18 protein-coding genes, 1 riboswitch and 2 other annotated features are annotated in these 21,093 nt (G+C 49.3%); of the genes, 7 read left to right on the forward strand and 11 right to left on the reverse strand.

The window, feature by feature from the left end:
- Positions 1 to 774, forward strand: a complete 774-nt coding sequence (locus DVG79_RS08395; RefSeq protein WP_114596316.1) for a sporulation protein — start codon at positions 1 to 3, stop codon at positions 772 to 774.
- 67 nt (positions 775 to 841) lie between these two features.
- On the opposite strand, the gene tenA is transcribed toward DVG79_RS08395, so the two are convergent.
- Positions 842 to 1,537 carry a thiaminase II gene (tenA, locus tag DVG79_RS08400; RefSeq protein WP_114596317.1) on the reverse strand — a complete coding sequence of 232 codons (696 nt, stop codon included), beginning with the start codon at positions 1,535 to 1,537 and terminating at the stop codon, positions 842 to 844.
- A 74-nt stretch (positions 1,538 to 1,611) separates the two neighbouring features.
- A riboswitch (TPP riboswitch) is annotated at positions 1,612 to 1,717 on the reverse strand.
- 190 nt (positions 1,718 to 1,907) lie between these two features.
- Between tenA and DVG79_RS08405 the strand changes: the two genes are divergently transcribed.
- The 6 genes from DVG79_RS08405 to DVG79_RS08430 all read left to right on the forward strand — a co-directional run bounded on the left by DVG79_RS08405 (position 1,908) and on the right by DVG79_RS08430 (position 10,786).
- Positions 1,908 to 2,789, forward strand: coding sequence for a DUF1002 domain-containing protein (locus DVG79_RS08405; protein WP_114596318.1), 882 nt, complete (start codon positions 1,908 to 1,910; stop codon positions 2,787 to 2,789).
- Positions 2,790 to 3,077: 288 nt separating this feature from the next.
- Complete coding sequence (abc-f, locus tag DVG79_RS08410) at positions 3,078 to 4,928, forward strand: ribosomal protection-like ABC-F family protein (protein WP_233494560.1); 1,851 nt, start codon at positions 3,078 to 3,080, stop codon at positions 4,926 to 4,928.
- 213 nt (positions 4,929 to 5,141) lie between these two features.
- Entirely contained in the window at positions 5,142 to 6,617 is a 1,476-nt protein-coding gene (locus DVG79_RS08415; RefSeq protein ID WP_114596320.1) for an alanine/glycine:cation symporter family protein, read from the forward strand.
- Between the two features lie 120 nt (positions 6,618 to 6,737).
- The gene (locus DVG79_RS08420) at positions 6,738 to 7,628 is read left to right on the forward strand and encodes a diacylglycerol/lipid kinase family protein (RefSeq protein WP_114596321.1); all 891 of its coding nucleotides are present in this window, start codon (positions 6,738 to 6,740) and stop codon (positions 7,626 to 7,628) included.
- A gap of 326 nt (positions 7,629 to 7,954) precedes the next feature.
- Complete coding sequence (locus DVG79_RS08425) at positions 7,955 to 8,671, forward strand: peptidoglycan DD-metalloendopeptidase family protein (protein ID WP_114596322.1); 717 nt, start codon at positions 7,955 to 7,957, stop codon at positions 8,669 to 8,671.
- Positions 8,672 to 8,797: 126 nt separating this feature from the next.
- Positions 8,798 to 10,786, forward strand: coding sequence for a penicillin-binding transpeptidase domain-containing protein (locus DVG79_RS08430; protein WP_114596323.1), 1,989 nt, complete (start codon positions 8,798 to 8,800; stop codon positions 10,784 to 10,786).
- A 72-nt stretch (positions 10,787 to 10,858) separates the two neighbouring features.
- Here DVG79_RS08430 and trpA read toward each other — a convergent pair whose 3' ends face one another.
- The 10 genes from trpA to DVG79_RS08480 all read right to left on the reverse strand — a co-directional run bounded on the left by trpA (position 10,859) and on the right by DVG79_RS08480 (position 21,089).
- Entirely contained in the window at positions 10,859 to 11,638 is a 780-nt protein-coding gene (gene trpA / locus DVG79_RS08435) for a tryptophan synthase subunit alpha (protein ID WP_114596324.1), read from the reverse strand.
- Positions 11,638 to 12,837 (reverse strand): tryptophan synthase subunit beta, encoded by a 1,200-nt coding sequence (trpB, locus tag DVG79_RS08440; RefSeq protein WP_114596325.1) that lies wholly within the window; start codon positions 12,835 to 12,837, stop codon positions 11,638 to 11,640. Before trpB ends, trpA begins: the two co-directional genes overlap by 1 nt.
- Positions 12,834 to 13,412 carry a phosphoribosylanthranilate isomerase gene (locus DVG79_RS08445; protein WP_114596326.1) on the reverse strand — a complete coding sequence of 193 codons (579 nt, stop codon included), beginning with the start codon at positions 13,410 to 13,412 and terminating at the stop codon, positions 12,834 to 12,836. The genes trpB and DVG79_RS08445 overlap by 4 nt, the downstream gene beginning before the upstream one ends.
- Positions 13,399 to 14,175 carry an indole-3-glycerol phosphate synthase TrpC gene (gene trpC, locus DVG79_RS08450; protein ID WP_114596327.1) on the reverse strand — a complete coding sequence of 259 codons (777 nt, stop codon included), beginning with the start codon at positions 14,173 to 14,175 and terminating at the stop codon, positions 13,399 to 13,401. The genes DVG79_RS08445 and trpC overlap by 14 nt, the downstream gene beginning before the upstream one ends.
- A complete protein-coding gene (gene trpD, locus DVG79_RS08455) occupies positions 14,172 to 15,191 on the reverse strand; it encodes an anthranilate phosphoribosyltransferase (RefSeq protein WP_114596328.1) in 1,020 nt (339 codons plus the stop codon). The genes trpC and trpD overlap by 4 nt, the downstream gene beginning before the upstream one ends.
- Positions 15,192 to 15,196: 5 nt before the next feature.
- On the reverse strand, positions 15,197 to 15,763 hold the full coding sequence (locus DVG79_RS08460) for an anthranilate synthase component II (RefSeq protein WP_114596329.1): 567 nt from the start codon (positions 15,761 to 15,763) through the stop codon (positions 15,197 to 15,199).
- Positions 15,760 to 17,154, reverse strand: a complete 1,395-nt coding sequence (trpE, locus tag DVG79_RS08465; RefSeq protein ID WP_114596330.1) for an anthranilate synthase component I — start codon at positions 17,152 to 17,154, stop codon at positions 15,760 to 15,762. The genes DVG79_RS08460 and trpE overlap by 4 nt, the downstream gene beginning before the upstream one ends.
- A gap of 51 nt (positions 17,155 to 17,205) precedes the next feature.
- Positions 17,206 to 17,448, reverse strand: a binding site (T-box leader).
- A 47-nt stretch (positions 17,449 to 17,495) separates the two neighbouring features.
- Positions 17,496 to 17,728: a binding site (T-box leader), on the reverse strand.
- Positions 17,729 to 17,789: 61 nt separating this feature from the next.
- Complete coding sequence (locus DVG79_RS08470; RefSeq protein ID WP_114596331.1) at positions 17,790 to 19,082, reverse strand: dihydrolipoamide acetyltransferase family protein; 1,293 nt, start codon at positions 19,080 to 19,082, stop codon at positions 17,790 to 17,792.
- Between the two features lie 13 nt (positions 19,083 to 19,095).
- On the reverse strand, positions 19,096 to 20,079 hold the full coding sequence (locus DVG79_RS08475; protein ID WP_028106745.1) for an alpha-ketoacid dehydrogenase subunit beta: 984 nt from the start codon (positions 20,077 to 20,079) through the stop codon (positions 19,096 to 19,098).
- Complete coding sequence (locus DVG79_RS08480; RefSeq protein WP_114596332.1) at positions 20,076 to 21,089, reverse strand: thiamine pyrophosphate-dependent dehydrogenase E1 component subunit alpha; 1,014 nt, start codon at positions 21,087 to 21,089, stop codon at positions 20,076 to 20,078. The genes DVG79_RS08475 and DVG79_RS08480 overlap by 4 nt, the downstream gene beginning before the upstream one ends.
- Between the last annotated feature and the right edge of the window lie 4 nt (positions 21,090 to 21,093).

The raw sequence follows: 21,093 nt of genomic DNA on the forward strand, positions 1-21,093 counted from the left end.
ATGTTCAAAAAAATTCTTTCGCAAATCGGCATCGGTGCCGCCACCGTCGATACACGCCTCGAGCACGATCAATGTGAACCAGGTGGAACGATTCAAGGAGTCGTTCATATTAAAGGCGGTAACGTCGATCAGGAAATCGCCCGGATTTATCTCGCCTTTAATACCCAGTACAAACAAGAAGTCGGGGACAGTACGTCATTTACAACGTTCACACTCGACCGTTTTGCATTAAATGAAGCACCGTTTACAATCGAAGCAGGCGTTGAACGGGAAATTCCGTTTACACTCCAAGTTCCCTTTAATACACCACTCTCCGTCAGCCAATCGAAATCATGGATTGAGACCGGCCTCGACATCGCGCAAGCCGTCGACCCTTCCGACCATGACGCGGTCGTCGTCAAGGCGAACGACCATCAATCGGTCATCCTCGAAGCAATGGAAGATCTTGGATTCCGCTTAAAAAAGGCCGATACAGAAAAATTACCGGGACGTTTCCGGAAAGATTTGCCGATTGCACAGGAACTCGAGTATTCTGCCCGCGGGACACATTACGCTCACAAGCTGGACGAAATCGAAGTCATTTTATTACAGGACCGCTCCGGCATCGACATCGTCGTCCAAATTGACCGCCGTGCCCACAGTCTCGGTTCGCTGTTCAGCGAAATGGCAGGAACCGACGAGACGATGACAAAACTTTCATTATCGAATCAGGACTTAACCAATCCGTCACTCGTGAAGCAACGTCTCGCCGATTTGATTGAACACCACAGTTGATTGATGTTTTCTATAGAACAAACACCGGATCCGACGATAAGCGGATCCGGTGTTTGTATTTCCTTCTTTACTTGGATGATGTCATTTCCATCGTCTGTTCATACTGCCGTTCAAACGTTTCTTCCGCCCAGCCCATCTGCCAAAACATCAATTCGTAATAACAGCTTCTGACGAAATGTTGTTTCATCCGGACGCGTTCATGTTCACCCGCCTTCTCTGCCAACTCATTTAACCGGTCAATCTGTTCAAAGACCACCCGCTCGAACCATTCCGAACTGTATGTCGCAATCCATTGCTGATAAATCGGTGAAGCCGGTGTCGCGGCTTGTAACTGTTGTCCAATCTCATAATAAAGCCAGTAACACGGTAAAATCGCAGCGATCGTCTCCCCAAGCGTTCCTTCACTCGCATGGTGCATATGCGAAATATACGCGTATGCAGTCGGTGCCGGTTCAAACTCTGCCAGTACCTTGTCTGAAATTCCGAGCGGTTCAAAAAACGATTGATGCAGACTGAGTTCTGCAGCATAGGTCGACGTCGCATGTTCCGCAAGTTCGGCAATCGTTGCGAAGTCCTGTGCTTTCGAAGCGGCCCGTGCCTGAATTTTTGCGAAATGTTTTAAGTAATAGGCATCCTGCAAAACATAATGACGAAATTTTTCTTCCGGCAATGTTCCGTCCGCAATGCCGGTTACGAATGGATGGATAAAGCTGCTGTCCCAATACCGTCTTGCCGCTTGCCGGATTTCTTCACTGAATGTCATCTTGTTTCCCCCTTTGTTAATCAAAAAAACGCCACACCATTTGTCAGGTATGACGTGAAACGATCACAAAAAGAGGATCAGCCACGCCACTTCCCTCCGTAAGTCCAAACTTAATCAGGTTCAAAGGGTCCGCACGTCTCCGTCGTCTCAGTCAGCCTACTGACTCCCCTAGTGGTCGTTATTTGATTTGTTTTGAGTTTATCATGATTTGATATGGAATTGACCCATTCTCGTCATTTCACTCGATTTTTTTGTACAATGTACATGACGGAAGGTCGATGCCAGCTCGTTCTTGAGACCGATTCTCTTCTGTCACCGGTCGATTAGACTGAACTTAGTACCTGATACTTAAATAACGGAGGAATTTTTTATGAATAAAACCATCACATGGACCGCTTCGGCATTACTTGCCACGACGCTATTACTGCCAACCGTTGCATCTGCCGAGCAGGTCGTCGATAAAACAATCATCACACTGGGCGAATCGCTTGGGGCAAAGGATAAAACATGGGTCTTGTCCCGCCTGAATGCACCGGAAGGCATCACTCCGATTATCGCGACGTCTGCGGACGAAGAAAAATATCTCGGGAAAAATATTCCCCAGTCCCAGCGCGGCGGCGGCATGTATTCCTCCGCCAAGATCGAGTTAGCCGAAAAAGGTGACGGTCTGTCCGTCGCAACGGAAAATATCACGTGGGTGACGAAAGACATGTACTTGAATGCCCTCGTCACGGCCGGCGTAACCGATGCCGACATCACCATCACATCCCCTTATAAAGTAACCGGCACTTCGGCTTTGACCGGAATCATGAAAGCCTACGATCAGACGTCGGCTGAAACCGGGATCAAACTGACGGATGAACGAAAAGATTTGGCCCAACAAGAATTGTCCGTCACGTCGGACGTTGGGAAAACGGTCGGAACGGACAAAGTCGCCGACTTGATGAACGAAATCAAAGCGGAAATCGCCAAACAAAAACCGGAAACAAAAGTCGAGATCGAGAATGTCATCGTCCAAGTCATTCAAAACAACAACATCAATCTGTCCGATGCCCAGATGGAACGCTTGACCGGTTTGTTTAATCAAATGGAGCAAGCAGACCTCAACTGGGGACAAATTGAAAATGGATTGAAGGATGCCGGGCAAAACATTCAATCCTTTGCAACCTCAGAAGAAACAAAAGGATTTTTTGCAAAGCTGTTTGACGGCTTAAGTGCATTTTTCAACTCCATTGCCGGCTTATTTAAATAATCTGTTCTTTCGTTCCGGTTGAAATGGTAAAATAGAGTCATCGAATGAGAAAAGGTGGTGGGAAGACATGGGTTTTGCTGCGTGTAAGCATTGGTTGATGGAACAACTTTATCTGTTGCGCGCAATTTTTCATGGAATGGCGTTCTAAGGGATCAGTCTGCCCTTTTTTGAAGAACTCCATACTTGAAAAATAAAGCAAAGCGCATCTTCCACGAGTCGAGGAGAGTGCTGTTTGCACTCTCCTTTTTTGATGCGTCAGAGAGGACATTTCCTATGATGATCTGCGACATGCAACACCTGACAAAACAATTCGGAGGCGAAGACGTTCTAACGGACGTCTCCCTCTTTATCCAATCAAACGACCGGATCGGTTTAATCGGACGCAACGGGAGCGGGAAAACAACTCTCCTGCGTTTGATGGCACGACTTGATTCACCCGATGCCGGGACTATCTATCAAAAAAGCGGACTATCGATCGGTTACTTGGAACAGTTACCGGTCTACAATTCCGGCATGACCGGACTTGATGTCCTATGGACCGCTTTTGCCTCCTTGCTCGACTTACGCCAGTCACTACACGATCTCGAACAAGCCATGACAACGAACACGGATCAAATCGAATCGTTGCTTGAGCAGTACACGAAGGTGACGGAAACATTCGAGCGGCAAGGCGGTTATCTGCTTGAATCCAAAGTCGACCGGATGATTAACGGTTTACGACTACATCCTCTACTCGACCGGTCGTTCGAGCAGCTCAGCGGCGGCGAACAAACGAAAATCTGCCTCGGACGTATGCTGTTAACCGAACCCGATTTGTTGATTCTCGATGAGCCGACGAACCATCTTGATCTCGAAGCCGTCGAATGGCTTGAATCCTTTTTATCGAGCTATGCCGGCGCCGTTCTGATCGTGTCACACGATCGTGTATTTCTCGATACGGTCGTAACGAGCATTGCCGAACTGGAAGATGGTCAGATTCAACTATACCGGGGGAACTATTCGTACTATATGACGGAAAAAGAACGGCTGTTGCTCGAGCAATTCCATGCCTATCAAGAACAACAAAAAAAAATCAAGCAAATGAAGGATGCGATCCGCCGCCTTCGCCAGTGGGCGAATGAAGCTTCTCCACCGAGCGAAAAGCTGTTTCGGAAAGCGAAATCGATGGAACGGGCACTTGAACGGATCGAACGTATTAAACGTCCTCAACTCGAAGCCGTGACGCCCGATGTCGTTTTTAATGCCCAAGGCAAAACAAGCCGGATGGTCTATCGACTAGAAGATGTCAGCGTCTCCTTTACCGAGAATCCTTTGTTTCACGCCTTAACTGTTGAAATCGTCGCAAAAGATCGCCTGGCCATCGTCGGCGCCAATGGCAGCGGAAAAACGACACTGTTGCAACTGTTGTTAGGACGGATCCAACCGACAAGCGGTCTCATCTCGCGGGGGCCTTCGGTGAAAATCGGCTATTTATCGCAACACATCGATTTTCCTGACGATCAACGTTTGATTGATATCTTCCGGTCAAGTATCGCTAGCGATGAAGGGACAGCCCGAAAACACCTCGCCCAGTTTTTATTTTTCGGTCCGCGTGTCTTTTTACCTGTGAGCGCTTTAAGCGGGGGCGAGCGTATGCGTCTGATGCTCGCAATTTTAGTCCACTCGGAACTAAACGTCTTGATTCTCGATGAACCGACGAATCATCTCGATATCGAATCACGTGACGCTCTCGAAGAGGCACTTGAGTCGTTTGAAGGGACGTTGATCGCCGTTTCACATGACCGCTACTTCTTGAATCGTCTGTTTACGAAAACACTTTGGCTTGAGCAAACGCCGGCGTTGTATCACGGTCCCTACGCCTATGCGGTAAGTAAGCACGCTGTAAAGTCTCCTGTGGCTGAAACGGAACACATCCCTTCAAATAAAAAACTGCCTAAACGATCAACTCCGATTTCTCCGATGCAACGCTCACGACAACTGGAAGAATCCATTAATCAGACAGAGCAGGAGCTCCATCTGCTGGGATCAGAACTGGAACAGGCAACGGATTACGACATATTGACGAAACTTTTTGACGCGCGTGAAGAGCTGGTGCATCACCTCAACGACCTTTACGAACAATTTCTGACTTTGGAATGACCAATCTGTTTCTTAGCATTTCTTTTTTGACCTGTCGTCCTCTTCGGCAGGTCTTTTTTCATAGTAAAAAACAAACTCTTTTTTACATTCTAAATAGTTAACACAGTTAGTTTGTGAAAAAAAGTTTTAAAATTTATCTTGCTTATTATCTGAAAATTCGTATAATTTAGCGTATAGCCATTTTACTACAACACATTAGGAGGAATTTTTCAGATGGATGCCTTTCAGCAAGCAGTACAATCAGGAGTCGATTTTGCCAACAACTTATTATGGTCTTATGTTTTAATCGCGGCACTGATCGGAGTCGGCATCTACTTTACGATTCGGACAAAATTCATTCAGTTCCGGTACTTAAAAGAAATGTTCCGTGTCACACTCGATAAAAACGAGAAGACAACGGACGATGAAGGACAAAGCATCACCTCTTTACAGTCGTTCTTCATCGGTGCCGCTACGCGAATCGGAACTGGTAACCTCGCCGGTGTTACGATTGCCATTACGCTCGGCGGTCCCGGTGCCGTCTTCTGGATGTGGATGGTCGCATTACTCGGAGGCGCAACGGCTTTAATTGAAAGTACGCTTGCTCAAGTCTATAAAGTCCGCGACAGTAAAACGAATGCTTACCGCGGCGGTCCCGCCTACTACATCGAAAAAGGTTTAAAAAACCGTGCGCTCGGTGTTGTCTTCGCCATCTTAATCGCTGTCACGTTCGGCTTAATCTTCAATTCCGTTCAATCGAACACGATTGCGGCAGCATTTGATAATGCCTTTGGTGTCAATAAAGCTGTCGTCGGCGGAGTACTCGTTGTCTTGACAGGACTGGTCATCTTCGGTGGTGTTCACCGGGTGGCGAAGTTCTCAGCTATCGTCGTCCCTGTCATGGCCGGTCTTTACCTGATTGCTGCTCTGTTCGTCGTCGTCACGAACCTGACGGAACTTCCCGGCGTCTTCGCGATGATCTTCAAGAGCGCTTTCGGCATCGAGCAAGCTTTCGGCGGATCGGTCGGAGCCGCGATTTCGCTTGGTGTCAAACGGGGTCTGTTCTCAAACGAAGCCGGTATGGGTTCTGCACCGAACGCTGCCGCGGCGGCCGAAGTTTCTCACCCAGCCAAACAAGGATTCCTACAAACACTTGGTGTTTTCCTTGATACGTTGATCGTTTGTACAGCAACAGCTGCTATCGTCTTGTTGAGTGACAGCTATGCTTCAGGTAACGGCGAAGGAATCGCCATGCTACAGAATGCTCTAGGTGAGCAGCTTGGCGCTATCGCTCCAGCTTTCATTGCAATCTGTGTCTTCTTGTTCGCCTTCAGTTCGATCGTCGGCAGCTACTACTACGGTGAAACAAACATCGAATTCATCAAAAACAGTCCGGCTGCTGTCTTCGGATTCCGGATTGCGACAATGGCCTTTGTTTTCATCGGTTCCGTACTCAGTCTGGGAATGGTTTGGAGCTTCGCTGACCTCTTCATGGCAGGTATGACGTTGATCAACTTGACGGCCATCTCACTCTTAGGCGGTATCGCCCTCAAAGTCATCAACGATTACCAGGAACAACGGAAAAAAGGACTCGATCCTGTCTTCTCGGCGAAAGCACTCGGTATCGAAAATACAGAGTGTTGGGACGAAGAAGAAACCGTTCGTCCGGCAGCAGGAGAAGCATCCCCTCCTCCAATCGCCCGTCGCTAATTTCATCGTTTCCTTGGACATGACGAATCTTCGTGATGTCCAAGGTTTTTTTCTGTCCAGGATTATGTTTATGGAATCTTGGGAAAATAGGAACAGGTAGAATCAAAGGAGGAATCATTTGTGTCAAAAGTCATGCTCATCATCAATCCGTCATCCGGTAAAGAACTTGGAAAGAAACACGCTGAATTTGCGGAAGGAACATTGGCGCAACGGTTTACGGAAGTCGATGTCCGTTTTACGGAAAAAGAACGCGATGCAACCGAATTTGCCAAACAAGCTGCAGTCGGGCATTATGATGCCGTCGTCGCTATGGGTGGAGATGGAACGGTTAATGAAGTCATCACCGGCATCGCGGAACAAGAACATCGACCGACGCTTGGCATCGTGCCGCTCGGAACGGTCAATGACTTAGCGCGTGCATTAAACATTCCGACAGATCCGCAGGAAGCTATCAGCGTTTTAGAGGATGCCCCGTCCCGCCCGCTCGACATCGGTAAGTATGATGATCATTATTTCATGAACGTCATCGCTGTCGGTTTGATTGCAGAAGCGGTCGAAGAAGTAAGTGTCGAACAAAAAACATCGCTTGGTTCCGTCGCCTACTTCATTGAAGGACTAAAAGCCTTTAAAGACCACAGTCCCTATCCGATCCAACTGACGGCGAAAGAAAAATCGTTTGATGGTGAAACGCCTCTCCTGATCATTTCCTTGACCAATTCCGTCGGCGGTTTCGAATCGTTTGCGAAAGAAGCCCGTGTCGACGATGGTCTGTTGCATGTCTTCATCGTCAAACAGCTTGGTTTCTTTGATGCCTTACAGGCCTTACCGAAACTATTAACCGGAAAAATTTCTGACGCTGATCAGGTGGAATATTTTACGACAAAAGAAGTTCATATCGATTCAAAGGAACGTCTCCCGATTAATGCTGACGGCGACACAGCGGGTCATCTTCCCGTTACGGTTCAGGTCTTAAGTCAGCATTTAACTGTTTTCGCACCCGTTTCCAACTAATTCTTTTTGCCTATAGCCCGTGACGATGTGAGACACACATCATCACGGGCTATTAATTTTTTTCATAAAAAGGGCTATACATTCTATTTTAGTAAAAATAAATTCAGATACCAAATGAAAAATATTCCATTACAATATATGTTATACAACTATAATCTTGCAATGAAACTGAAATATTTTTGTGTTATTCGCGATGCTATAATCATTCTATCAAGAAAATATTTATACATATTAAATACATATGCTTTGCATCTTACAACTTTGAAAGGGTCTTGTTCCCTTACATAATCGTCCGTCGTCTTTCACACTTTAGGAGGAACTTCTACATGAAACGCATGATTACAACTATGACAATGACAGCACTGATGGTTTCTGGTTTCGCTACAACGGGTATAGAAAAAGTTGAAGCAGCAACAACGTACAAAGTAAAAGTAACTGCAGACGGGTTGCGGGTTCGAACGGGTCCTTCGACTGCTTACAAAGTTGTCGGTAGTGTCAATTCTGGTCAAACCTTCAATTATTTAGGAGTGTCCGGATCTTGGACAAAAATTTCTTACGGCGGCACATCCCGTTACATCTCTTCTACATATGCTAAAAAATACAGTGTTACGACATCTGCAAAAGCGTCTAGCGGATTTTCACGACCAGCCAGTGGACGGATTGCCCAAGGGTATGGTGCCGCTAGCGGTACTTACGGTTACACGTTCCATAACGGGATTGATATCGCTGCCCCGACCGGTACACCGGTTTATGCTTCTGCTGCCGGTACAGTCATCACTTCCCGGTATTACGGCGCTTACGGTAACCACATCATGATGAAGCATACTGTCAATGGAATTTCCTATACGACGGTATATGCACACTTAAGCAGTCGTGCTGTTTCTGTTGGACAAACGGTTGCTAAGGGTTCACGCATCGGTAATATCGGCAACACCGGCAACTCATTCGGCTCACACCTTCATTTCGAAATGCACCGTGGAAACTATGTTTACAGCGCTTCTTCTGCGGCAAACAGCGTCAACCCGCTGAACTATTTTAATTAAGACCTGATCTTCTCTCACGCGACTGTTTGTCTTCGCGTGAGTTTTTTTTGTTGTTCGTTCGAGATGAAATCCTTTGCAAAGAATGATACGGTTATAGGACAGACTTTCCGTAAAGGAGGATTTCCCTTGAAGAAGACACTCCCGCTTCTGCTTTCGACAAGCTTCGTACTGACCATCCTTGCCGGCTGCCAAGATCAGCCGACACCTGAAGAACGATTAGATGCCTATATCAAATTATGGGAAAAACAAGATTACGATAAAATGTATGCTGATTATGCCAGCAAGGAAACTAAAAAAACATACGGTAAAAAAGAGTTTATTGATCGGACAAAAAAATTAGCCGATTCTCTTGCCATTGAAAAGATCTCTGTCGAACGAATGAAAACCGAAGAAAACGAAGAGAAGGAACAGACCAGTTTACCGGTGACAATCTCTTTTGAGACACTGGCCGGACCGGTTTCCTATAAAAAAGACGTCCCGTTGACGTTCGAGAAACAACAAGATACGGAAAACTGGTTCATTGACTGGGATTCTTCGTTTGTTTTGAAGGATTTCAAGAAAGAGGATCAAGTCCAGTTGACGACGCTCGATGCCAAACGTGGTGATTTACTTGATGTCAAAAATCAGCCTCTCGCCACGACAGGGACCGGTTACCAAGTCGGGGCCATTGCAGGTGAAGTCAAGGATCTTACGGCGCTTGCTAAACGGCTCGACCGTCCTGTCTCTGCAATCGAAGATGCACTCGGCGCCAGTTGGGTCAAGGATGGACAATTCGTTCCGCTGAAGACGTATACAGCAAATGATAAATCAAAAATCGATCGCCTCAAGCAACTCGACGGTATCAGCGTCAAGGAAACGGAAGTCCGGACATATCCGTTCGGGAAAGCGACTTCCCATTTGATCGGCTATACCGGTTCCGCAACAGCCGATGACATCAAACAATCCAAACAAACGATCCAAGCAGGCGAACAAGTCGGAAAACGGGGACTTGAACAAGTGCTCGACGAGACGTTGCGCGGTACGTCCGGTGCCCGAATCAACATCGTCAAGCCGGATAAAACAACGGTTACCGTCGCCGAGACGGAAGCAAAGGATGGACAGGATATCGAACTGACGATCGACGGGAAGTTACAACAAACGACCTATGCGACGATGAAAGAGGATCCGGGGACTGCGACCGCGATTGATCCCCGGACCGGGGAGACCCGTGTCCTGTTAAGTTCTCCCGGATTCGATCCGTCGGAATTTACAACGGGTATTTCACAGGCCCGTCTCGATACGTTGACGAACGATCCGGATCAACCGCTGTTGAACCGGTTTACGAGTGCCTTTGCTCCCGGCTCGACCCAAAAACCGTTGACGGCAGCGGTCGGCTTAAAAAGTCAAACGCTCGATCCGGAAAAAGCGTATACGATTGACGGGTTAAAGACAAAAATCGACGGTTTCAACGTCACCCGGATTCACGAGACACCGGATCCGGTCAATCTCCATAATGCTTTGGTCTACTCGGATAATATCTACTTCGCAAAATCGACACTCGAACAAATCGGAACCACCACGTTTACTTCCGGTCTTGAAGCACTTGGATACGGAGAAAAGATTCCCTTCACCTATCCGATGCGGGCGTCACAAATTTCAAACGACGGTTCGATTGCTTCCGACGGTCAGCTGATGGATACATCTTATGGACAAGGACAGATGCTGACGAACATCCTGCACCTTGCTTCGATGTACGAGATCTTCTTGACGGACGGGACAATTTATCGACCGACGTTGCTTGCAGAAGAAAAAACGAAGCAGGTCTGGAAAAAAGACGTCCTCGACGCAAAAGATGCTGCAATGATCCGCGACGATCTGTATGATGTCGTTCATGCCGGCTATTCCTTACCGGCTGATATTCCTGAAATTAAAGTTGCCGGCAAAACAGGTACAGCTGAACTAAAGAAGTCCGGTGAAGAAAACGGCCAGGAGAACGGCTTTTTCGTCGGCTATGATAATGACAAGAAAGATTTGCTCGTTGCGATCATGATTGAATCGGTCGAGAAGGAAGACCGGGGCAGCCCGTACGTATCGGGTCTCGTCGCTGACGTTTTAAAGAGTCATGCCAACAAATGAAAAGTGATGCTACAGCAAACGAGGGTACCGGAATGAAAAATCCGGTACCCTCGTTTTGTGATGCTCCTATTTTTACACTGTCACGTCCGGCAGGCGGGCTGCCATCAACTGTTCAATTGCCTTTTCATCCCCTTGCTGCAACAATTCGACGATTTTACTGCCAACGATGACACCGGCGACACTTGTACTGAGCTGACGGACGTGTTCCGGTGTACTGATCCCGAAGCCAGCCATGACCGGAACCGGACTCAGTTGCGCCACTTTCGCCAAATGCTGTTCAAGTGAATCCCCGAAGTTGGTTTGTCCCCCTGTCGTCCCGTTAACGGTCACGGCGTAAAGGAACCCTTCACTGTGTGTGGCCAGTTTTTCAATTCGTTCAATCGGACTGGTCAGCGAGACCAGTTGAACGAGTGCGATGTCTGTTTTATTGCGCCCGGCAAAAAACTGATCGCTTTGTTCGAGTGGCAGATCAGGAATGATCAACCCGTCGACACCGACTTCACGGCACGTCGATAAAAAGGAATCAATGCCGAAGCGGAAGATTGGATTCAAGTACGTCATGACGACGATTGGCACGCTGGTTGACTGACGCGCAATCCGGATCGCCTCAAGGACATCCTTCAAACTGATTTTCTCTGCCAGTGCCCGTAGTCCTGCTTCCTGAATGACCGGACCATCGGCAACTGGATCGGAAAACGGCACCCCGACTTCAATCGCTGTCGCACCGGATCGTTCAAGAAACGCTAAAATATCCGGCAGACGATCGATGCCTCCGTCTCCTCCCATGACATACGGGATAAACGCTTTTTCACCACGTGCGTTAACTGTTCGGATTGCTTCTTCTAATCGCATCATGCTTCCCCCTTCAAGGCATTTCTGACGGTCATGACATCTTTATCGCCGCGTCCTGAAAGACAGATGACGACAACTTCTTCCGGTTGCATCCTTTTTGCGAGTTCCGTCGCCTGTGCGACGGCATGAGCCGACTCCAGGGCCGGAATGATGCCTTCTTTTTGACAGAGCAGTTGCAAGGCATCGAGTGCCTGTTGATCCGTTACTGCTTCGTACTGAACACGGCCGATGTCTTTTAGCAGGCTGTGTTCCGGTCCGACTCCCGGATAGTCCAGTCCGGCTGAAATCGAGTGCGCTTCCGTGACTTGACCATGCTCATCCTGTAAGAGATACATCATTGAACCGTGCAGGACACCGACCTCACCTTTAGACATCGTGGCGGCATGTTTCTCCGTCTCGAGTCCGTTTCCGGCTGCTTCGATGCCGTACAATGCGACCTCTTCATCGTCGATGAACGGATGGAACATGCCAATTGCGTTGCTTCCGCCTCCGACACAGGCAACGATGGCTTCCGGTAATTTGCCTTCTTTTTCAAGAATCTGCGCCCGTGTTTCCTTACCGATGATGGCTTGGAAATCACGGACGATTTCCGGGAACGGGTGGGGGCCGAGGACCGATCCCATCAAGTAATGCGTATCGTCGACGTGTTTGACCCAGTAACGTAACGCTTCATTGACAGCATCTTTTAACGTCCGGCTTCCTTGCGTTACCGAAACGACTTTCGCGCCGAGCAACTCCATCCGGAAGACGTTTAATTCCTGGCGCCGGATGTCTTCTTCTCCCATAAAGATGACACATTCGAGATCAAGTAGCGCACAGACGGTCGCCGTCGCGACACCGTGTTGTCCGGCACCGGTCTCGGCAACAATTTTCCGTTTTCCCATCCGTTCGGCGAGTAGTGCTTGCCCAATCGTATTGTTGATTTTATGCGCTCCTGTATGATTCAAATCTTCGCGTTTCAAGTAGATTTTGGCGCCGCCGATCGCCCGCGTCAAATGTTCCGCGTAATAAAGCGGTGTTTTTCGTCCGACATAATTTTCGAGTAAATCATTCATCCGTTCATGAAACGCCGGATCTTCCTTCACTTCGGTATAGGCTTGTTCGAGCTCAAGAACGGCTTGCATCAACGTTTCCGGAATGTAACGTCCTCCGTAGATTCCGTACTGTCCCAGTGCATCAGGTTGTAAATAACGTGTCATTTAAAAGTCTCCTTTACGGCATCATGAAATGCCTGCATTTTTTTCGTATCTTTTTGACCATTCGTTTCAATACCGCTTGAGACATCAACAGCAAACGGCTGATACCGTTCAATCACTTGTCCGACGTTATCTGCCTGCAGACCACCTGCGACGAACATCGGTTGATCGACCCGTAGATTGGTTGTCCAATCAAAGGTTTGACCGCTTCCCGCTTCCGGTGCATCAAATAACACATAATCGGCGTCCGGATGAATCGTAACCTGTGTTCCGGCCGCGAGCGCCTGAATGACCGGCACCCGTTTCTCCCGGTACAACTCATCCGGGACCTGCCCGTGAAGCTGAATCAAATCCAGTCCGACCTGTTCAATCGCTTCTTCGACTTCCTGTTTCGTCGGAGAGACGAACACACCGACGACCTGGACCGTCTCTGGAATTTCTGCCCGAAGCCGTGCTGCTTCCGTCAATGTGACCTGCCTCTTGCTCGGAGCAAAGACGAATCCGATGTAGTCGGCCCGTTCGATGGCGAAATGGACATCTTCTTGCCGCTTCAGCCCACAGAACTTAATACGTGTCATGTTTCACTCCGTTGACGGCTTGAATGAAGGTTGCCGGATCTTCCGCCCGCATTAACGTTTCCCCGATTAAAATTCCGTCTGCACCTGCCGCATGAAGCATCTGCGCTTCAGCAACGGTCTTGATGCCGCTCTCACTGATATAGCGGACATCGGGTGACTTCGTCTTCAGCAGTTCGAGCGATGTTTCGAGACTCACTTCGAATTTTTTCAGATTGCGGTTGTTGATGCCGATGATTTTTGCCTGCAACCGTTCCGCCCGTTCCAGTTCCGTCGCATCGTGCACTTCGACCAATACTTCGAGGCCACTCGCATAAGCATAGGCGTATAGATCGTGTAAGGTTTCTTCGTCAAGCGCCGCAACGATCAACAGAATCAAACTGGCACCATGCGCTTTCGCAAGATCAATCTGGATCCGGTCGACCATAAAGTCCTTACACAGCACCGGAACGTTGACTGCTTTCGTGACGGCCGCTAAATCTTCCATGCTTCCTTTAAAATACGTCTGATCGGTCAACACCGAGATCACGGTCGCTCCGCTCGCGGCATACCGTTTTGCCTGTTCGGCAGGATCGACATGTAGTGAAATATCGCCTTTTGACGGTGAAGCCCGTTTAATTTCCGCGATGACGGACAAATCCGTTCCGCCAAGCGATTGATGAATCGATTGGTTAAGTCTTCTCGGCTCCGCTTGACCCACGCCGTCGATTTTCAAGCGGGCAACTTCCTGTCGTTTCGTCTCGATGATGCGGTCTAATATATTCATCCGATTGCCTCCTGTTGTTTCATCCGTTGTAAAAATTGTAATTTTTCAAGGGCGCGACCGGAATCGATGCTTTCCGCCGACCGTTCGATTCCTTCGCGAATCGTCTCGACCCGACCTTCCGCAAACAAAGCGATTCCGGCATTGAGTAAGACGGTATCCCGGTACGGACCCGCTTCCCCGCGGAGGACCCGCAAGAGGATTTCCGCGTTTTCTGCAGCCGTACCGCCACGGATGGCTTCGAGTGGCGCGACCGCCAGTCCAACTTCTTCCGGATGAAGACTGAACCGGATCAACTCGCCTTGATCGAGCAGTACCAATTGATTTGTTCCTGCGAGTGATGCTTCATCCATCCCACACGCTCCGTGTAAGACGATGGCACGTTTTCGTCCAAGCCGATGCAAGGTCAAGGCCATCGTCTCCAGCAAATCTTCCCGGTAAATTCCGAGTAACTGTGTTTTTAATGGTACCGGATTCGTTAGCGGTCCAATCAGATTAAAGATTGTCGGAATCCGTAAATCGCGGCGGACTTTCATGATCTGTTTGACACGCGGGTGCATCCGTTGGGCGAACAGAAACGCAATCCCGTTTGCTTCAAGCAACTTCGCAATGTCTTCTGCCGTCACATCGAGCGGGACACCGAGTGCTTCGAGTACATCGGCACTGCCCGTTTTGCTTGAGACACTCCGGTTTCCGTGTTTTGCTACTTTGGCTCCGGCACCGGCCAAAACGAATGCCGCTGTCGTACTGATGTTAAAGGATTGGGAACCGTCGCCGCCTGTACCGCAGTTATCGATAAAATCCGTTCCCGTCACCGGAATGTCGAGTGCGACTTCCCGCATGATGGAAGCAAGACCGGCCAGTTCTTCCGCCGTTTCACCTTTGGCTTTCAGCGCAACGAGAAAAGCTGCAATTTCACTGTCTGTGACATCTGCTGCAAATAAGGCACGGGCCGCCTGTTGCATTTCTTCGTAGCGGAGATGATTGGCATTCGTCAATTTCGTCAATACGTCCTTCATTCCTGTCACTCCTTCGTCAGTTCGATAAATCGTTGAATCATTTGTTGTCCAAGCGGGGTTCCGATCGATTCCGGGTGAAACTGAATCCCGTATGTCGGATGTGTGTGGTGTTCGAGTGCCATGATTGTTCCGTCAGCGGTCACGGCGGTCACTTCCAGTACTTCCGGTAAGGTCGTCCGCTCGACAATCAAGGAATGGTAACGCATGACGTCGAGTTGTTCCGGAAGACCGGTAAACAATCGTCCGCTTTGCCGGATTGTTGATGTCTTTCCGTGCCGGATCTCATCCGCTTCGATGACACGTCCGCCAAATGCTTGACCGATTGCCTGGTGCCCGAGACAGACACCGAGTATCGGGATCTTTCCCGAGTATGTCTCAATCACGTCGAGACAGATACCGGCATCACTCGGATGACCCGGTCCCGGCGATAAGATGATTCCAGCCGGATTCAAGTCGGCAATCGCGCTCACTTCGATCGCATCATTTCGGATGACTTGAATCTCATCGTAGACGGCCGCATATTGATACAGGTTATAGGTAAAAGAATCATAGTTGTCAATCAGTACAATCATTTCCAAACCTCCAGTAACGACTTCGCTTTATGCAACGTCTCTTCATACTCCAAGGTCGGATCAGAGTCATAGACTATACCCGCTCCGGCCTGAACGTACGCTTTTCCATGTTGGATGACCATCGTCCGGATGGCGAGCGCAAAATCAAGATTGCCGCTGACATCAAAATATCCGACCGCTCCGGCATAGACTTCCCGTTTTTTTGTCTCATATTGATTGATCAACTGCATCGCCCGGATCTTCGGGGCCCCTGAGACGGTACCTGCGGGCAGACAGGAAATCAATGCGTCTGCGCCTGTCCGTCCTTCTGCAAGTCTTCCTTCGACGACGGAAACGAGATGCATGACATTTTTGAACCGTTCGATTTCCATTTCCCGCGAGACATGGATGGTACCGACCTGACAGACTTGACCAAGATCATTTCGTCCTAAGTCAACGAGCATCCGGTGTTCAGCCTGTTCTTTCTCGTCGTTCAATAAATCATGCGCCAGTTGCGTGTCTTCCTGTTTCGTTTTTCCACGGGGCCGGGTCCCGGCAATCGGATTCGTCGTGACATGGCGGCCTTTGACCTGAACGAGACTTTCCGGTGATGCACCAAGGACGATGACTTCTCCTAAATCAATGTAAAAGAGATACGGACTCGGATTGTCCTGGCGCAGCTTCCGGTAAAAGTGGAACGGGTCGCCGGCGAATGTTGCGTCTAACCGTTGCGATAACACCAGTTGGAATACATCTCCCTGACGAATATGTTGTTTCGCCTGTTCGACGAGTGATATAAAAGTTTCTTTTTCAAGCTGCGGTTGATAGACGATGTTTTCAAGCGGGCGCTCGATCCGGGTCTGCTGACCGGTTTGTTCCAGTAAGGTTTTGCGGAGCTGCAGTTTCCGAATCATCTCCTGCCGGTCCATCAGTCCACCGAGTGACGTATGAATTAAATGCACCCGGTGTTCCAGGTGGTCATATAAAATGATTTCGTCATAGACGGCAAGCAAGGCATCCGGCAAGTTGCGGTCACTGTCCGGCACCGGTCCGATGTTCTCATATGCCCGAATCGCATCATAGCCGACATAGCCGATTGCACCGCTTAAGAACGGAAAGTCGGTATCGGTCGTCCCCCGTGTCACAGACTGTTGCAACAGCCGGACCGGATTCCCTGTCATCGTTACGGTTTCTTCCGTCTGAAGATGGTGCCGCGTCACTTGATTGCCTTCCGCCCGAAGCAATTCGACCGGATTGACGCCGATGATCGAGTAACGACCGTTACTGCCGCTCGCTGAGCTTTCAAGTAGACATTTCCGGTCTCCCTCGAGATTTAAAAAGATGGAGATTGGCGTCAACTCATCGCCGTTCATTTCGATTTGCTCTATTATCAATTGTTCTGTCTCGATCATCCTGTTCGCCTCCTGATATATAAAAAAAGTCCTCCATACAGCAAATGCCGTATGGAGGACGATAGACTCGCGGTGCCACCTCACAATTGGAACTACAAACGTTCCCACTCTTCCGATGCGTCTTGACGAGACATCGTAGCCTAAGATAACGGGGGCTTCCGTCACGACCTACTTACCGTTCAGTCCTGCTCTCATGAGACCATTCATCAAACATCCCTGTACGGAAGTCCCACCATTCTTCCGCTCTCTGAAACAACGATTCGTCTGACTACTTAACTCATTCATCGATTTACTTATTCAATTGAATACGAAAAGGGTTTTCCCGTCCATTCATGCTAAACATGAAGGACGGGAAAACCCGCGGTACCACCTTCGTTGACTAGTACTAGTCCCCTCGAACGAACCGGTCACCCTGATTCGTCGTCCTTGATAACGGAAGGTACCCGTCAGAGCCTACTGTAAGTTCGGTCTGATGCTCAGAAGCCCATTCACCTGTTTCACGATACTGATTCGCACCACCCATCAGCTCTCTTCAATCGTTTCATAGGTTACTTTTCTTCGTCATTGCGTCTGTGTTCTTTAATTGTTCTTTATGTTACGTGGGAAACCGTTTTCTGTCAATAGATTTGTCTGAATCAATATAAAGACAGTTGGTTCGGGTCAATTGACTCGAGCGCGTGTTTGACCGTCTGCAGGAACTGGCCGGCAACGAGTCCGTCGAGCACCCGGTGGTCAATCGACATACAAAGGTTGACCATGTCGCGTGCTGCGAACATGCCGTTGACCCAAACCGGGCGTTTGACGATTGATTCGACCGACAAAATCGCCGCTTGTGGGAAGTTCAGAATCGGCGCTGACTGAATCGAACCAAATGATCCGGTATTGTTGACCGTAAACGTTCCGCCCTGCATCTCGCTTGACGACAGTCGTCCGGCTTGCGCTCGTTTTCCGAAATCATCGATTGCCCGGGCCAGTCCTTTAATGCTGAGTTCGTCCGCATTTTTGACGACCGGTACGAACAAGGCTTCTTGCGTCGCGACCGCGAGTGACAAGTTGATTGCTTTTTTCTGGATGATCTTGTCGCCCGCCCACGTCGAGTTCATGATTGGATGTTTCTTTAATCCTTCAACGGTTGCTTTCATGAAGAACGGAAGGAATGTCAATTTGACCCCTTCTTGTTTAAAGAATGCATCTTTATGACGATTCCGGGCTTCGACCAGGTTCGTCACGTCGACTTCAATCATTAACCAGGCATGCGGTGCTTCCTGTTTAGAGCGGACCATGTTCGCTGCGATTGCTTGGCGGACACCGGCCGTCGGAATTTCGATGTCTCCGGCTTCTGTCGTGCTTGTCATCGGTTTAGCCGCTTGCGGTCGCGCTGCTTGCGGTTGTTCATGTCGTTCAGGTTGTGCTTCCGGTTTTGGTGCCGGCACCGACTCAATCGTCGGTGCTTCGACCGTATCCGGTTGTGTAATTTGTCCGGTTTCGACGATTTTGAGAAGGTCTTTCCGGGTAATCCGGCCGCCGGCACCCGTTCCCGAAACCTGCTCCAAATCAATGCCGTGCTCGGCAGACAATTTAAGAACGGCCGGTGAATAACGTTTCTTCATCGATTGATCACTTGAAACCGGTGTTTCTTCGATTGCCGGAACAGCTTCTTCCGTTGCCGCGACTTCTGTTGAACCGCCGCTGACTTGCAAGGTCACGATTGCCTCCCCGACTTGCAACGTGTCTCCTTCTTCTGCCAACAGCTGATCGATGACACCGTCGAAAGACGATGGAACTTCTGCTGTCACTTTATCGGTGATGACTTCCGCGATCGGATCATACTTCTTGACTGTATCACCTGGTTTGACGAGCCAAAGGGAAATCGTCCCTTCCGTTACACTCTCACCAAGTTGTGGCATCGTTAATGTTTCAGTTTTCATTGACGTTTCCCCCTTAGTACGCGTGCAGCGTCCGGATTTTATCTTCGATTTTTTCGCTCGAGACATTAAAGAATTTTTCCATCGTCGGCGCGTATGGCATCGCCGGGACATCCGGACCGCACAGTCGTTCGATTGGTGCGTCGAGATCAAATAACGCTTCTTCCGCAATAATCGCTGACACTTCACTCATGACGCTGCCTTCTTTGTTATCTTCTGTCACGAGCAAGACTTTCCCGGTTTTTCTTGCTGCTGCGACGACCGCTTCCCGGTCGATTGGATAGACGGTCCGCAAGTCGAGGATATGAACATCGATGCCGTCTTTCTCAAGACGTGCTGCTGCGTCAAGGGCGAATTGAACACAGAGACCGTACGTGATGACCGTCAAATCTTCGCCTTCCCGTTTGACGTCGGCTTTGCCGATTTCAACGATATAATCCTCTTCCGGTACCTCACCTTTGAGGAGACGGTATCCGCGCTTATGTTCAAAGAACAACACCGGATCATTCGAACGGATCGCTGCCTTCAGCAGTCCTTTAGCATCGTACGGATTCGACGGAATGACGATTTTTAAGCCCGGTGTCGAATTGAACATCGCTTCGACGGATTGCGAGTGGTAAAGAGCGCCGTGAATCCCGCCGCCGAACGGTGCCCGGATGACGATCGGGCACGACCAGTCATTGTTCGAACGGTAACGGATTTTCGCCGCTTCACTGACGATCTGGTTGACGGCCGGCATGATGAAATCAGCAAACTGCATTTCAGCAATCGGCCGCATCCCGTACATCGCAGCCCCGATTCCGACACCGGCGATTGCACTCTCAGCGAGCGGTGCGTCGATGACACGTGCTTCCCCGAACTGTTCCAGTAATCCTTGTGTCGCCCGGAAAACGCCACCGCGGACGCCGACGTCTTCTCCGAGGACGAAGACCGATTCATCGCGTTCCATCTCTTCTTTGATTGCGCTGTTGATTGCTTCGATTAAACTTAATGTCGTCATTTCGTTTCCCCCTCATCGTACACGTAACGGAGTGTGTTTTCAGCTGTATCATAGGCTGCTGCTTCCGCATAAGCCGTCGCTTCGTCTACTTCCTGCTCAAGTTTCGCTTCGATGTCTTGTGCCGTTTCTTCCGTTAAGACACCCATCTGAATTAATTTTTCACGGAACAGTTTAACCCCGTCACGTGTTTTCAGTTCAGCCAGTTCTTCCGCTGAACGGTACGATTTATCGTCATCATCCGATGAATGGGGCACGAGCCGTTCGACTTCGACCTCAATCAATGTCGGTCCGTCACCGCGAAGACCACGCTCACGTGCTTCTTTGACGGCTTTATAGACCGCAAGCGGATCAATACCGTCAATCGTCACGCCCGGCATCCCGTATCCGATCGCCCGGTCGGCGACGTGTTTCGCCGATAATTGTTTCGAAAGCGGTGTTGAAATCGCGTATTTATTGTTTTCACAGAACAGGATGACCGGTAATTTATGAATGCCGGCAAAGTTCGCGCCTTCATGGAAATCCCCTTGGTTCGATGAACCTTCGCCAAATGAAACGTATGCGACAAGCGGCTCTTGACGCATCTTCGCAGCGAGGGCAATCCCGACAGCGTGCGGGACTTGCGTCGTTACCGGACTTGACCCCGTGACGATGTTTAAAGCACGCGAACCGTAATGGCCCGGCATTTGACGTCCACCTGAGTTCGGATCTTCCGCTTTCGCGAAAGCGGACAACATGATGTCACGCGACGTCTGTCCAAAATGCAGCACGACGCCGAGATCGCGGTAGTAGGGTAAGATGTAGTCTGTTCCTTTTTCGAGAGCGTAAGCTGCACCGACTTGTGCCGCTTCCTGCCCTTGACAGGAGACGAGGAACGGGATTTTTCCTGCCCGGTTCAATTTCCACATCCGTTCGTCAATCTTCCGTGCCCGGACCATCGTTTCGAACATTTGAATCGCATCTTGCTCCGTCAAACCCAGTTCGACGAGTTCTTTGAATTCTATTTTTTCCATCTGT

This window comes from Exiguobacterium sp. RIT594, from assembly GCF_003339585.1.
In the GTDB taxonomy this organism is placed as follows: domain Bacteria; phylum Bacillota; class Bacilli; order Exiguobacteriales; family Exiguobacteriaceae; genus Exiguobacterium_A.